Origin of the sequence: Klebsiella sp. HMSC16A12 (assembly GCF_001808265.1) — a bacterium.
Classification (GTDB): domain Bacteria; phylum Pseudomonadota; class Gammaproteobacteria; order Enterobacterales; family Enterobacteriaceae; genus Klebsiella; species Klebsiella pneumoniae.
In genome coordinates this window covers 189121-202257 of the sequence record NZ_KV792642.1, presented here as the reverse complement: position 1 = coordinate 202257, position 13137 = coordinate 189121, and the positions used below count along the sequence as shown (strand labels likewise).

Annotated in this window: 15 protein-coding genes; 9 read left to right on the top strand and 6 right to left on the bottom strand. The window is 60.0% G+C overall.

Annotation, left to right across the window (positions count from 1 at the left end; genetic code table 11):
• Positions 1–50: 50 nt before the first annotated feature.
• The 3 genes from purE to mnmH all read left to right on the top strand — a co-directional run bounded on the left by purE (position 51) and on the right by mnmH (position 2812).
• The gene (purE, locus tag HMPREF3140_RS22715; protein ID WP_020802618.1) at positions 51–560 is read left to right on the top strand and encodes a 5-(carboxyamino)imidazole ribonucleotide mutase; all 510 of its coding nucleotides are present in this window, start codon (positions 51–53) and stop codon (positions 558–560) included.
• Complete coding sequence (gene purK / locus HMPREF3140_RS22710; RefSeq protein WP_032410948.1) at positions 557–1624, top strand: 5-(carboxyamino)imidazole ribonucleotide synthase; 1068 nt, start codon at positions 557–559, stop codon at positions 1622–1624. The genes purE and purK overlap by 4 nt, the downstream gene beginning before the upstream one ends.
• Positions 1625–1735: 111 nt before the next feature.
• Positions 1736–2812 carry a tRNA 2-selenouridine(34) synthase MnmH gene (mnmH, locus tag HMPREF3140_RS22705; protein WP_032410946.1) on the top strand — a complete coding sequence of 359 codons (1077 nt, stop codon included), beginning with the start codon at positions 1736–1738 and terminating at the stop codon, positions 2810–2812.
• 107 nt (positions 2813–2919) lie between these two features.
• Here mnmH and HMPREF3140_RS22700 read toward each other — a convergent pair whose 3' ends face one another.
• Positions 2920–4065: a porin gene (locus HMPREF3140_RS22700; RefSeq protein WP_004142997.1), complete on the bottom strand. Its 1146-nt coding sequence runs from the start codon at positions 4063–4065 to the stop codon at positions 2920–2922.
• Between the two features lie 91 nt (positions 4066–4156).
• Between HMPREF3140_RS22700 and HMPREF3140_RS28965 the strand changes: the two genes are divergently transcribed.
• Positions 4157–4270, top strand: a complete 114-nt coding sequence (locus HMPREF3140_RS28965; protein WP_032410945.1) for a hypothetical protein — start codon at positions 4157–4159, stop codon at positions 4268–4270.
• Here the strand turns inward: HMPREF3140_RS28965 and ybbP are convergent.
• Both ybbP and ybbA read right to left on the bottom strand, forming a co-directional pair.
• Positions 4247–6661: a putative ABC transporter permease subunit YbbP gene (gene ybbP / locus HMPREF3140_RS22690; RefSeq protein ID WP_064185833.1), complete on the bottom strand. Its 2415-nt coding sequence runs from the start codon at positions 6659–6661 to the stop codon at positions 4247–4249. The genes HMPREF3140_RS28965 and ybbP overlap by 24 nt on opposite strands.
• Entirely contained in the window at positions 6658–7344 is a 687-nt protein-coding gene (ybbA, locus tag HMPREF3140_RS22685) for a putative ABC transporter ATP-binding protein YbbA (protein WP_004151324.1), read from the bottom strand. The genes ybbP and ybbA overlap by 4 nt, the downstream gene beginning before the upstream one ends.
• On the opposite strand from ybbA, the gene tesA reads away from it, so the two are divergent.
• Genes tesA through HMPREF3140_RS22670 form a run of 3 tightly spaced genes read left to right on the top strand, consistent with a single transcriptional unit; the run spans position 7315 to position 9650 of the window.
• Positions 7315–7938, top strand: a complete 624-nt coding sequence (gene tesA, locus HMPREF3140_RS22680) for a multifunctional acyl-CoA thioesterase I/protease I/lysophospholipase L1 (RefSeq protein WP_004196998.1) — start codon at positions 7315–7317, stop codon at positions 7936–7938. The two genes, ybbA and tesA, sit on opposite strands and share 30 nt — an antisense overlap.
• Positions 7928–8737, top strand: coding sequence for an SDR family oxidoreductase (locus HMPREF3140_RS22675; RefSeq protein WP_004223104.1), 810 nt, complete (start codon positions 7928–7930; stop codon positions 8735–8737). Before tesA ends, HMPREF3140_RS22675 begins: the two co-directional genes overlap by 11 nt.
• Positions 8738–8795: 58 nt before the next feature.
• Entirely contained in the window at positions 8796–9650 is an 855-nt protein-coding gene (locus HMPREF3140_RS22670) for a co-chaperone YbbN (RefSeq protein WP_032410941.1), read from the top strand.
• Positions 9651–9757: 107 nt separating this feature from the next.
• On the opposite strand, the gene fetB is transcribed toward HMPREF3140_RS22670, so the two are convergent.
• Both fetB and fetA read right to left on the bottom strand, forming a co-directional pair.
• A complete protein-coding gene (fetB, locus tag HMPREF3140_RS22665; protein WP_004177223.1) occupies positions 9758–10540 on the bottom strand; it encodes an iron efflux ABC transporter permease subunit FetB in 783 nt (260 codons plus the stop codon).
• Positions 10527–11204, bottom strand: a complete 678-nt coding sequence (fetA, locus tag HMPREF3140_RS22660; protein ID WP_004177224.1) for an iron efflux ABC transporter ATP-binding subunit FetA — start codon at positions 11202–11204, stop codon at positions 10527–10529. The genes fetB and fetA overlap by 14 nt, the downstream gene beginning before the upstream one ends.
• 140 nt (positions 11205–11344) lie before the next feature.
• On the opposite strand from fetA, the gene HMPREF3140_RS22655 reads away from it, so the two are divergent.
• Complete coding sequence (locus HMPREF3140_RS22655; protein ID WP_002892258.1) at positions 11345–12262, top strand: SPFH domain-containing protein; 918 nt, start codon at positions 11345–11347, stop codon at positions 12260–12262.
• On the top strand, positions 12259–12717 hold the full coding sequence (locus HMPREF3140_RS22650) for an NfeD family protein (protein WP_032410939.1): 459 nt from the start codon (positions 12259–12261) through the stop codon (positions 12715–12717). The genes HMPREF3140_RS22655 and HMPREF3140_RS22650 overlap by 4 nt, the downstream gene beginning before the upstream one ends.
• Here the strand turns inward: HMPREF3140_RS22650 and cueR are convergent.
• Positions 12714–13124: a Cu(I)-responsive transcriptional regulator gene (gene cueR / locus HMPREF3140_RS22645; RefSeq protein ID WP_002892208.1), complete on the bottom strand. Its 411-nt coding sequence runs from the start codon at positions 13122–13124 to the stop codon at positions 12714–12716. The genes HMPREF3140_RS22650 and cueR overlap by 4 nt on opposite strands.
• Between the last annotated feature and the right edge of the window lie 13 nt (positions 13125–13137).

Sequence of the window (13137 nt, the reverse complement as noted above, 5' to 3'; positions counted from 1 at the left end):
CTGTGGCCTCTAAAGCAGTGTGAAACACACCCACAGGAGTTTTAAGACGCATGTCTTCCCGCAATAATTCGGCGCGTATCGCCATCGTGATGGGGTCCAAAAGCGACTGGGCTACCATGCAATTTACCGCAGAAATCCTTGATGCCCTGAACGTTCCGTACCATGTCGAAGTGGTCTCCGCCCACCGCACGCCCGATAAGCTGTTCAGCTTTGCTGAAAGCGCCGAAAGCCACGGTTATCAGGTGATTATTGCAGGAGCAGGCGGCGCGGCGCATCTGCCGGGCATGATTGCGGCGAAAACCCTGGTGCCGGTGCTCGGCGTACCGGTTCAGAGCGCAGCCTTAAGCGGTGTCGACAGCCTCTACTCCATTGTGCAGATGCCGCGCGGCATTCCGGTCGGTACCCTGGCCATCGGCAAAGCTGGCGCTGCGAACGCCGGCCTGCTCGCCGCGCAGATCCTTGCCCAGCATGATACAGTACTGCACCAGCGCCTGAGCGCCTGGCGTCAGGCGCAAACCGATGAAGTGCTGGATAATCCGGATCCGCGGGGTGCGGCATGAAACAGGTATGCGTGCTCGGTAACGGCCAGTTAGGCCGTATGCTGCGCCAGGCCGGCGAGCCGCTGGGCATCGCCGTCTGGCCGGTGGGGCTGGAAGCCGACCCGGAAGCGGTGCCGTTCCAGCAGAGCGTCATCACGGCAGAAATTGAACGCTGGCCGGAAACCGCCCTCACCCGCGAGCTGGCCCGCCACCCGGCGTTCGTCAACCGCGATGTCTTCCCGATTATCGCCGACCGCCTGACGCAAAAGCAGCTGTTTGACAAGCTTGGCCTCGCCACCGCCCCGTGGCAGCTGCTGGCGGATAAAAGCGAGTGGCCGGCGGTGTTTGCTCGCCTTGGCGAACTGGCGATCGTTAAGCGTCGCGTTGGCGGTTACGACGGCCGCGGCCAGTGGCGTCTGCGGGAAAACGAGATCGATCAGCTACCGGCCGATAACTACGGCGAGTGCATCGTCGAGCAGGGGATTAACTTCTCCGGCGAGGTATCGCTGGTGGGCGCCCGCGCTCATGACGGTAGCACCGTCTTCTACCCGCTGACCCGTAACCTGCATCAGGACGGTATTCTGCGCGCCAGCGTCGCCTTCCCGCAGGCCAACGCTCGCCAGCAGGAACAGGCGGAAAGCATGCTGACGGCGATCATGAACGAGCTGAACTATGTCGGCGTGATGGCGATGGAGTGCTTCGTTACCGCCGAGGGGCTGCTGATTAACGAGCTGGCGCCGCGGGTGCACAACAGCGGCCACTGGACGCAGAACGGGGCGTCTATCAGCCAGTTCGAGCTGCATCTGCGGGCGATTACCGGCCTGCCGCTGCCGCCACCGGTGGTCAACAACCCGTCGGTGATGATCAACCTGATCGGCACCGATCTTAACTACGACTGGCTGAAGCTGCCGCTGGTGCACCTGCACTGGTATGACAAAGAGGTGCGCCCGGGTCGTAAAGTCGGCCACCTGAACCTCACCGACAGCGATACCGATCGCCTGAGCGCGACGCTGGAAGCGATCAAGCCGCTGCTGCCGCCGGAGTACACCAGCGGCCTGGTCTGGGCGCAATCGCAGCTCAGCTAAGCCCTTCGTGCCGGGGATTTGATCTATCCCCTTCCCCGGCACACCTTGAGGCGCGTACAATCCCCCCCTTGCTGTAAAGCTCATTTCTGTTTTGACTTCAGAGGATACCCCATGACCAATGGGACGGATTATCGCGCCATTCTCGCCAGCGATACGCCACTGATTGACGTACGCGCCCCGGTGGAGTTTAGCCAAAGCGCGATGCCGGCGGCGATCAACCTGCCGCTGATGAATGATGAAGAACGCGCCGCGGTCGGCACCTGCTACAAGCGCCAGGGGCCGGAAGCGGCGCTGGCGCTCGGCCATAAACTGGTCCAGGGTGACCTGCGCGCCAGCCGTACTCAGGCGTGGCTGGAAGCGTGCGCCCGTTACCCGCACGGTTACCTGTGCTGCGCCCGCGGCGGCCAGCGCTCGCATATCGTCCAGCAGTGGCTGAAAGAAGCTGGCGTGGATTACCCCCTGATCGTCGGCGGCTATAAGGCGCTACGCCAGGCGGCGATCCAGGCCACCGACGACCTGGTGCAGCGGCCGATCGTGCTGATTGGCGGCTGTACCGGCAACGGCAAAACTCAACTGGTCTGCTCGCACCCGGACGGTATCGACCTGGAAGGGCTTGCTCATCACCGCGGTTCTTCATTCGGTCGAACCCTGCAGGATCAGCATCCGCAGGCCACCTTTGAAAACCACCTGGCGGTCAGCCTGCTTAAAAAAGCCGAACAGCAGACCCGCTGGGTGCTGGAAGATGAAGGCCATATGATCGGCGCCAATCATCTACCGGAGAGCCTGCGCCTCCGCATGGCGCAGTCGCCGCTGGCGGTGGTGGAAGATCCGTTTGACGTTCGCCTCGAACGGCTGCGCGAAGAGTATTTCGATCGCATGTATCGCGACTTTATCGCCGCGTATGGCGAAGAGAAAGGCTGGCAGGCATACGGCGAGTATCTGCATCACGGCCTGTTTGCCATCCGCCGTCGCCTGGGGCTGCAGCGTTTTGCTCAGCTCACTGAACGGCTCGATGAGGCGCTGGTGCAGCAGCAGCGCACCGCCAGCACCGAGGCGCACTTTGCCTGGCTGGTACCGCTGCTGGAAGAATACTACGACCCGATGTATCGCTATCAGTTGGGGAAAAAAGCCGGGAAAATTCTCTTTCGCGGCAGCTGGCAGGAGGTCGCAGCCTGGCTGGCGAAGTAATCGCATGCTCTATTGTCCCGGCTTGCGGCGTAAACGCCTTAGCCGGGCTACCGGTCGGCGCGATTTGTAGCCACGGTAAGCGCGCGCGACCGGGGAGTTGTGACCGCTTAGAAGTCGTAGCGCAGACGGACCAGGTTCATATCGCCAAGGTTGTCGGTGCTGGAGGTAAACACGTGTTCGTAGTCAACGCGGAAACCGTAATCCAGCTGGAAGCTAATCCCCAGACCGTTATCGATACGCTGATAGTTGCGGCCGTTCACATATTCCAGACGGTCGCCCATAAAGTACGGCTGAATAGATTTAACAGCGTATTGATTGATCGGGAATTTATAGCCCGCAAAATATTCAATCCCCCAGGCGTCACCGGCAAAGTAATTATGCACATCGGTTTTCTTGGTGGTGAGGAAGTTCTGATACCAGCCGCCGCCGAAGGAGAAGGTCCAGTTATCCGGGGTCCAGCTCAGCGCGGTACCGACGATATTCTGGTCATAGGTTTTGCTGTCGGCGCTTGACGGGTCGCGCATTTCGGCGCGGGTGTAGTTCCACGCGGTACCCCAGGTCAGATCCTTCATGATGTGGTAGTCCGCGCCAACAGAACCACCGCCTTTACGCTTGTAGCGCAGGCCGTTACCCGGCAGGTATTCGCTGTCTTCGAACAGATAAGATCCGTAAAGATCGACATCACCTACAGTTTTCTTATATTTCAGCATATTACGTGAACGATAGGAGCCATCGTAATCGCCATTAATACCGTTCCCCGGGGCCTGACCGATCATATCGTAGTCCCAGATATCGGTTTTCACCCCCACCACATCATAGTAAATGCTGTTCTGCTGCCCGTAGGTTAACGTACCCCAGGTATCGCTTTTCAGGCCGGTATACAGCATGCGGCGGGTGGTATTGTTCGCGCCTTCCGCGTAGTGGTTATCCCAGTCAAACAGCGCCGGAATGTTCACGCCCAGCTCATAGTAGCTGATCCAGCTAATATCATCGAACAGGTAGTAATCCGCCGCGAAGCGGAAGCGGGTGCCGCCGTCAAAACCGTTACGCTTATAGGAGCCTTTGTCGCCATCGCCGGTCATCATGTTGAACTGCGGCCGGATACTGCCGCCGACGGTAAAGTTAAGCCGGCTTAACGGATCGCCCGCCTGCGGATCTTGTTTCAGCAGCGTAATCTCCGCGTGGGAAGGCAATGACGTTAACGCTAATGCTGCGCCGATCGAGATCGCCAGCGCTTTTATTGTGTGTGCCATAGTTTTTCCTTGATTAATAAGCCACCTTATATTTTCCAGTTGAATATTAACCGCGAATCAGCATAGCGTGTTGTTGGGTTTTTAATGTTTTGTGCTCTTAAAAATCAATGATTTATCAATTTGTGCGTTTAAAATAAAAGCGCCGCCAAAAACGGCGGCGCATCGTCAAAATGCAATATTCTTACTGGCTAAACTGGCGGAATAGCGCTTTCCCTTTTAACAGACGCAGCCCCAGCCCGCCGCCGCACAGGGATAACAACACCGCTCCCGTCAGCGGCAGCAACACCCACAGGCGCCAGTCCGGCGCCCAGGGAAAATCAAAGACTTTCGTCTGCAGCATCGCCAGCGCCACTTCCGCGCCTGTCGCCGCCACCAGGCCGGAAACCAGCCCCAGCAGGGCAAACTCCGCCCACAGCGTAGCGCGCAGCAGCGATTTTCCTGCCCCCAGCGTGCGCCAGACCACCAGCTCCTGATGGCGTTGACGCATACCGACCTGCACCTGCGCCAGCAACAGCAGCACGCCGCAGGCTGTCACCAGGCCTACCATCACCTCCAGCGCCCGGCTGACCTGGGAGAGCACCTGGCCGACCTGACGCAGGATGGCGCCGATATCCAGCAGACTGACGGTGGGAAACTCGCGGTTCAGCTGGGTCAACATCGCGGGACCGTTATCCCAGCGGAAGCTGGTGAGCCAGCTCTGCGGCTGCCCGTCCAGCGCCCCGGCGGGGAAAATAAAGAAGAAGTTTGGCCGCAGGCTCTCCCAGTCTACTTTGCGCACGCTGCTGACCTTCGCGCTGAACTCCTGGGTATCGCCGGTAAAGGTCACTGTATCGCCGATCTTTATCCCCAGCCGCTGCGCCAGCCCCTCCTCAATCGATACCTCGCCCGGCTTCGGCGGCCAGCCGCCGGCCACCAGCGGATTATGATCCGGACGCTGTTCGCTCCAGGTGAGATTAAGCTCGCGATTCAGCGCTTCGTCTTTGTTCCCGTCCGTGGACTGACCGTTGATCTGCGTCAGACGGGCCCGGACGATCGGATAGAATTCCGCCGCCCGCGTCTGGTGTTCGGCGAGGAAGGTCTTCACCGGCACTATCTGCTCAGGGGCGATATTGATCAGAAAGTAGTTCGGGCTCTGCGGGGGCAACTGCTGCTGCCAGCGGTCAAGCAGATCGCCGCGCAGCACCAACAGGAGCGCCAGCAGCATAAACGACAGGGAAAACGCCGCCAGCTGGCTGAGGGTCGACCACGGCTGGCGCAGCAGGCGGTTCACCGCCAGACGCAGCGGCAAGGCTTTGAGCGTCAGGCGTTTGAGCAGCCACAGCAATCCCCAGCCCACCAGGCCGCACAGCAGCGCCAGCACTACCGCCCCGGCCAGCACCGACCACAGCAGCGGGCTGCCGCCCAGCAGCCAGGCCAACAGGCCCACCACCACGACGCTAACCGCCGGGATCCAGATTTTCAACGGCCAGACGTTAGCCACCACATCCTGACGCAGCACTCGCAGCGGCAGGGTCGCCAGCAGCAGTCGATAGGGTCGCAGGCCCACCAGCAGGGAAATGACGCCTGTCGCCCCGATAGCCCACAGCCACGGCCAACCGCTGGCAGCGGGTAACGCGGCGGGCAGCACCGGTTTGAGCACCAGCAGCAGCAGACGCTCCAGCGCCAGGCCCGCCACCCCGCCAGTTATCACCGACAGCGTCAACTGCAGCAGCCATTGGCCGACGATAAGCTTGCGCAGCTGCGACCGTCCGGCGCCCAGCGTCTTGAGTATGGCGACCAGATCATAGCGGCTGCGGCAGTAGTGGCTCATCGCTACCGCCACTGCGGCGACGGCCAGCAGCAGCGTCAACAGCGCGGATAACAACAGGAATTGCTGCGAGCGTTCGAGGGATTTGCCCAGCGCGCTGTCGTCCTGGTCAAGGCCAATCCAGCGATGCTCCGGGCCGAGCTTCGGCAGCAGCCACTGCTCATAATTGGCCAGCTGTTCAGCGTCGCCGGCGAACTTATAGCGCCATGCGACGCGACTGCCGGGCTGCACGGCCCCGGTTTTTGCCACGTCGGCCATATTCATCATCAGTCGCGGCGCCATCTGGAAGGGGTTAAACCCTGCATCCGGCTCCTGAATCACCTCCCCGGCAATGCGCAGCGTGGCATCGCCAACGTCAATCGTATCGCCGGTTTTCAGGTTCAGGAGCGCCATCAGCCTTGGCGCCAGCAGCACGCTCCCCGCCTGCGGCTTCAGCCCCGGCGGCTGCGTCTCGAGGGTGCCATACAGCGGATAGCGGTCGTCCACCGCCTTAACGTCCGCCAGCTGCGGCGTATCCCCGGCGAACGTCATGGTGGCAAAGCTCAGCTGCTCGCCGACGGTCAGCCCTGACTTCCGCGCCTGTGCGATCCACTCGGCGGGTACCTCGCGCGAACTGCGCAGCGTACGGTCGCCGGCCATAAACTCACGGCTTTGCTGGCTAAGGCCTTTCTCCATCCGATCGCTTATCGACCCCAGGGCCAGCACGCAGGCCACGGCGAGGCTTAACGCCAGCCAGACGATCAGCAGCGACGGCGAGCGCCATTCGCGCCAGAACCAGCGGGCGATCATGCTTCCTCCCGCAGCTGGCCATCCACCAGGCGCAGACGGCGATCGCAGCGCGCCGCCAGCAGCGGATCGTGAGTGACGAGGATCAGGGTGGTGCCGTGTTCGCGATTAAGCGAGAACAGCAGATCGGCAATTTTGTCCCCGGTCTGGCGATCGAGGTTGCCGGTGGGCTCATCGGCGAACAGAATGGCCGGGCGCCCGTTAAAGGCCCGGGCCAGCGCCACCCGCTGCTGTTCGCCGCCGGAGAGCTGCGCCGGCAGGTGGTGCAGGCGTCTGCCAAGTCCCAGCTGCTCAAGCAGCGCGCGGGCATCGCCCCGGCTCTGGCTATCGCTGGCGCCGCGCAACAGCGCCGGCAGCTCGACGTTCTCCAGGGCGTTGAGCGTCGGGATCAGCATAAACGACTGAAAAACAAAACCAACGTGCTGCGCCCGCAGCGCCGCCCGCGCCTCTTCATCCATCCGGTGCAGCGGTTTGCCCAGCATCGATACTTCCCCGCTGCTGCCATCGTCGAGGCCGGCGAGGATCGCCAGCAGGGTCGATTTACCGGAACCCGACTCGCCGATCAGGGCGATGGTCTGCCGCGGTTTGACAACCAGCTCAACTCCGGTAAGGATGGAGAGCTGATGCTCCCCCTGACCGACGGACTTCTTAAGATGATGAACTTCAAGTATGTTTTCCGCTGGCATGTGCCTTTCCTGTTGTTGTTCCTGTTTACCTGCCGCGCGATGGCGGCGGACACGCTGCTGATCCTCGGCGACAGCCTGAGCGCTGGCTATCGGATGGCGGCCAACGCCGCCTGGCCTGCGCTGCTCAATGAGCAGTGGCAGGCGAAAACGCCGGTGGTGAACGCCAGCATCAGCGGCGATACCTCGCAGCAGGGGTTGGCTCGCCTGCCAGCGCTGCTTAAGCAGCACCAGCCGCGCTGGGTGCTGGTTGAGCTCGGCGGCAATGACGGACTGCGCGGTTTTCCGCCGCAGCAGACCGAGCAGACGCTGCGCACCATTATTAAAGATATCAAAGCGGCCAACGCCGAGCCGCTGCTGATGCAAATTCACCTGCCGGCGAACTATGGCCGCCGCTATAATGAAGCCTTCGGCGCGATTTACCCGGCCCTGGCCAAAGAGTTCGCTATTCCTCTCCTGCCCTTTTTTATGGAGGAGGTCTATCTCAAGCCGCAATGGATGCAGGACGACGGCATTCATCCAAATCGCGACGCGCAGCCGTTTATCGCCGACTGGATGGCGAAGCGGCTGGCTCCCTTAGTTAATCATGACTCCTGAACGCCAGGGGTCGCTGACAGGTAAAGTTATGCAAAAAACGGTTTTAGTGACAGGCTGTTCCAGCGGAATTGGTCTGGAAAGCGCGCTGGATTTAACCCGCCAGGGCTTTCGCGTGCTGGCGGCCTGCCGCAAAGCAGAGGATATCGCGCGGATGCAGGATCTGGGGCTAACCGGTATTTTGCTCGATCTGGATGACCCGCAGAGCGTGGAGCGCGCGGCAGCGGAGGTGATTGCGCTGACCGATAATCGTCTCTACGGCCTGTTCAATAACGCCGGGTATGGCGTCTATGGCCCGCTGAACACCATCAGCCGCCAGCAGATGGAACAGCAATTTTCCGCTAACTTTTTCGGCGCGCATCAGCTCACCATGCTGCTACTGCCGGCGATGACGCCGCACGGCGAAGGGCGCATCGTGATGACCTCCTCGGTGATGGGGCTTATCGCCAGTCCCGGCCGCGGAGCCTATGCCGCCAGTAAATATGCCCTCGAGGCGTGGTCCGACGCGCTGCGCATGGAGCTGCGCCACAGCGGTATTCAGGTCAGCCTGATTGAACCGGGCCCGATCCGCACCCGCTTTACCGATAACGTCAACCAGACGCAAAGCGATAAGCCCGTAGAAAATCCGGGTATCGCCGCCCGCTTTACCCTCGGGCCGGAGGCGGTGGTGGAAAAAGTGCGCCATGCTTTTACCAGCGATAAACCAAAGCTGCGCTATCCGGTCACCCTGGTCACCCACGCGGTGGCGCTGCTTAAGCGCCTGCTGCCTGCCCGCGCGATGGACAAAATTATCCACGGCTGAGTTGAAGCGCGGAATGCCGCCCCCATGTAAAACAGAAATCGACTAACGAGAAATGCCCATGTCCGAACAGAATGTTGTCAACATTAGCGAAGCGAACCTGCAGCAGACGCTACAGCAGTCCATGAACGTTCCGGTGCTGTTTTATTTCTGGTCTGCCCGCAGCCAGCACTGCGAACAGCTGACCCCGGTGCTCGAGCGCCTGGCAGCCCAATACAACGGCCAGTTCACGCTGGCGAAGGTCGATTGCGACGCCGAGCAGATGCTCGCTTCACAGTTTGGTCTGCGCGCCATCCCTACGGTTTATCTGTTCCAGAACGGCCAGCCAGTGGATGGTTTTGAAGGCCCGCAGCCGGAAGAAGCGATCCGCGCCCTGCTGGATAAAGTACTGCCCCGTGAAGAGGAGCTGAAAGCTCAGCAGGCGCTGGCCCTGATGCAGGAAGAAAAATACGCCGATGCCCTGCCGCTGCTGAAGGAAGCCTGGCAGCTGTCGAATCAGGAAAGCCAGATTGGCCTGCTGCTGGCGGAAACGCTGATTGCTCTGCACCGTTCCGATGAAGCGGAAAGCGTGCTGAAAACCATTCCTCTGCAGGATCAGGATACCCACTATCAGGGTCTGGTGGCGCAGATTGAGCTGCTCAAACAGGCCGCCGACACCCCGGAAATCCAGCAGCTGCAGCAGCAGGTGGAACAGAATCCGGAGGATGCGCAGTTGGCCTCCCAGCTGGCGCTGCAGCTGCATCAGGTCGGGCGTAATGAAGAAGCGCTGGCCCTGCTGTTCAGCCATCTGCAGAAAGATTTAGGCGCCGGCGATGGCCAGGCGCGCAAGATGCTGCAGGAGATCCTCGCCGCCCTCGGTACCGGCGATGCGCTGGCCGCCAAATATCGTCGTCAGCTCTATTCGCTGCTGTACTAATCCGTTGCCTTCCCCGGATAGCGCTGCGCTTATCCGGGCTACGCGAACTATGCGGAACGTAGCCTAAGTAGCCCGGGTAAGGCGTGAACGCCGCAACCCGGGATCGTTCACGGGCGCTTTTTCAGCTGCGTCACAACCAGCTGATGGCGGGCGTTGAAGAACTTCCGGTAGGTCAGATAGCCGGCGATAATCGTCGACAGGCTGGCGGTCGACAGCAGCATAAAGGTCACCATGATCTGGTACTTAATCGCCTTCACCGGGTCAATACCGGCAAAAATCAGCCCCGACATCATCCCAGGCAAGCTCACCAGACCGACCGTTTTCGCCGAATCGACGGTGGGAATCAATGACGCGCGAATGCTCTCGCGAATCAGCCGCGCTGAGGCCATCTTCGGCGTCGCGCCGAGGCTCAGTTTCTCCTGAATCTGCTGCTGCTCGCTGCTGAAGCGCTGGCCCATATTGTTGTAGCACAGCCCCACCGCCACCATGGCGTTCCCGGCCACCATCCCGGCAATCGGGATCACCTGCATCGGCACGAAGGCGATCGAGCCAGAAAACACCAGTACCGCCAGCGTTAGTCCAGCGCCAGTAGTGATGGCGATAAACGACGAGATAAAAGCTTTGTCGATATATTTACTGCGCTTCTTCGCATTCCACGCCGCGTTAAAGCAGATAAACAGCACCATCAACAGCGTCAGAACCGCATGATTGACGTTAAAGATATATTTCAGCACATAGCCGACGATTATCAGCTGCACGATCGCCCGGCAAATACTCCAGATAATATCTTTTTCCAGCGCCAGCTTTTCCCGATAGCTGACCAGAATAGCGATCAGCACCAGCACCATCGACAGCGCCAGCGATTCGTTCGTAATGTTATGCCCGTTCATGCTGTACCTCCTGCATATTTCCGCCGGCAGGTTGCAGCGTAATCACTTCATCGGCATGCGAAATTTCATTGCGATCGTGGGTGACCCACAGAACAGCGACCTGTTTTTCCGTTGCGTAGCCATGAATAATTTCATTCACATTCTGTTTATTACTTTCATCCAGCGCGCTGGTAATTTCGTCCAGCAGCAGCACGCGCGGCAGAAATTGTAGATTGCGGATCAGCGATACGCGCTGCTTTTCCCCGCCGGAGAGTTCGTTAATGGATTTTTCCAGCATATTTTCGTCAAGGCCAAAGCGCTGCAGGTCGGCCAGCAGCGCCTGCGGATCCGGTTGTTTATTGCGGATCTGCCACGGAAAAATCAGATTATCGTAAACCGAATCACCGAACAGGGCCGGCGTCTGCGCGCAGTAAGAGACCTGTTGGCGATACCTTTCCGGCGACAGCGTCGCGACATCCGCATCGTCGAAGAACAGGCGCCCGGAGGTTGGGCTGAGCAGCGAGGCGATAATCTTCAGCAAGGTACTTTTCCCGCAGCCGGAAGGGCCGGTAATCAACTTGAATTCTCCGGCGCGAAGCTGAAAATTGATATTGTGTAAAATAACGGCGTCGTCGGTCTTAAACCCCACACCGTCGAGACGCAAAAGCGCGTTATTTTCCTTCATGAGTCTTCCTGATTATTTTCTGAAACACCGCTAGTTTACCGCACTTTCCTTTCTCCAGGATGAGGAGAAAGATATACTCAGTTTAAACATGCGCTATTTCCTTGTAGCGCCCCGCCAGGCAACAAGACAGGAGGTTTTTGATGCTGATTTTTATTCCTATCCTTATTTTCGTCGCGCTGGTTATTGTGGCCGCGGCGGTGAAAATTGTCCCGCAGGGTTACCAGTGGACGGTGGAGCGCTTCGGGCGTTTTACCCAGACGCTGCAGCCGGGATTAAGCTTAGTCGTGCCGTTTATGGACCGTATCGGCCGCAAAGTGAACATGATGGAGCAGGTGCTCGATATCCCCTCGCAGGAGGTTATCTCCCGGGATAACGCCAACGTCACCATCGACGCGGTCTGCTTTATTCAGGTGATCGACGCGCCAAAGGCCGCCTACGAGGTCAGCAATCTTGAGCAGGCGATCGTCAACCTGACGATGACCAACATCCGTACCGTGCTCGGCTCAATGGAGCTGGACGAAATGCTCTCCCAGCGCGACAGCATTAACACCCGCCTGCTGCATATCGTTGACGACGCCACCAACCCGTGGGGGGTGAAAATCACCCGCGTCGAAATTCGCGACGTTCGCCCGCCGGCGGAGCTTATCGCCTCGATGAACGCCCAGATGAAAGCCGAACGTACCAAACGCGCGTACATCCTTGAGGCCGAAGGGGTGCGACAGGCGGAAATTCTGAAAGCGGAAGGGGAAAAGCAGTCGCAGATCCTCAAGGCCGAGGGCGAACGGCAGTCCGCGTTCCTGCAGGCGGAGGCTCGCGAACGGTCCGCCGAAGCGGAAGCCCGCGCCACCCAAATGGTCTCCTCGGCGATCGCCTCGGGCGATATTCAGGCGATCAACTACTTCGTGGCGCAGAAATACACCGATGCGCTGCAGCAGATTGGCGCCGCTAACAACAGCAAAGTGGTATTGATGCCGCTGGATGCCAGCAGCCTGATGGGATCGATCGCCGGGATCAGCGAGCTGATCAAAGAAGGCGCTGGCGATCGGAAAAAATCATGATCGGCATGATCCTCGCACACCCCCATCTGTTCTGGCTAAGCCTCGGCGGGCTGCTGCTGGCGGCCGAGATGCTGGGCGGCAGCGGATACCTGCTGTGGAGCGGCGTCGCCGGCGTGGTGACCGGCGCCCTGACCTGGCTCCTGCCGCTGAGCTGGGAATGGCAAGGCACGCTGTTTGCCGTTCTCACCCTGCTGGTGGCGTGGCTGTGGTCGAAATGGCTGCGCAAGCGCGTCAAAACGCAGCGCCCGGCCGATGCCCAGCTCAACCAGCGCGGGCAGCAACTGGTGGGCCGCCGCCTGACGCTGGATGCCCCGCTGGTGAACGGCCGCGGCCACGTCCGCGTGGGCGACAGCTCCTGGCCGGTGATTGCCGATGAAGACTTCGCGGCGGGCAGCAAGGTTGAAGTGATTGCCGTAGAAGGGATTACGCTACGAATCAGACCCGCCGTCCGTTAAGCCTGCGCCTTGCGATGGCAGCAGCCGGAAAGATTATCGATAATCGGGCACTCCGCGCTGTCGTCGCCGGGGCAGGATTCGGCCAGCGCCAGCAGGTGCGCGCGCATATTTTGCAGCTCGCGGATATGGTTCTCGATATCCGCCACTTTCTCCAGCGTGCGTTTTTTCACATCGGCGCTGTGCCGCGACGGGTCGTTGAACAGGGCCACCAGCTCGCGGCACTCTTCCAGGTTAAACCCCACCTGCCGCGCCTGGCGCAGCAGCGTCAGCTCATCGAGATGCTGCTGACTATAGGTGCGGTAGCCGTTTTCGCTCCGCAACGGCGGCGTCACCAGCCCCTTCTCTTCATAAAAACGAATCGCTTTGCTGGTTAAGCCGGTTTTTTTCGCCACATCGCTGATATTCATTTTTTCTCCTTGA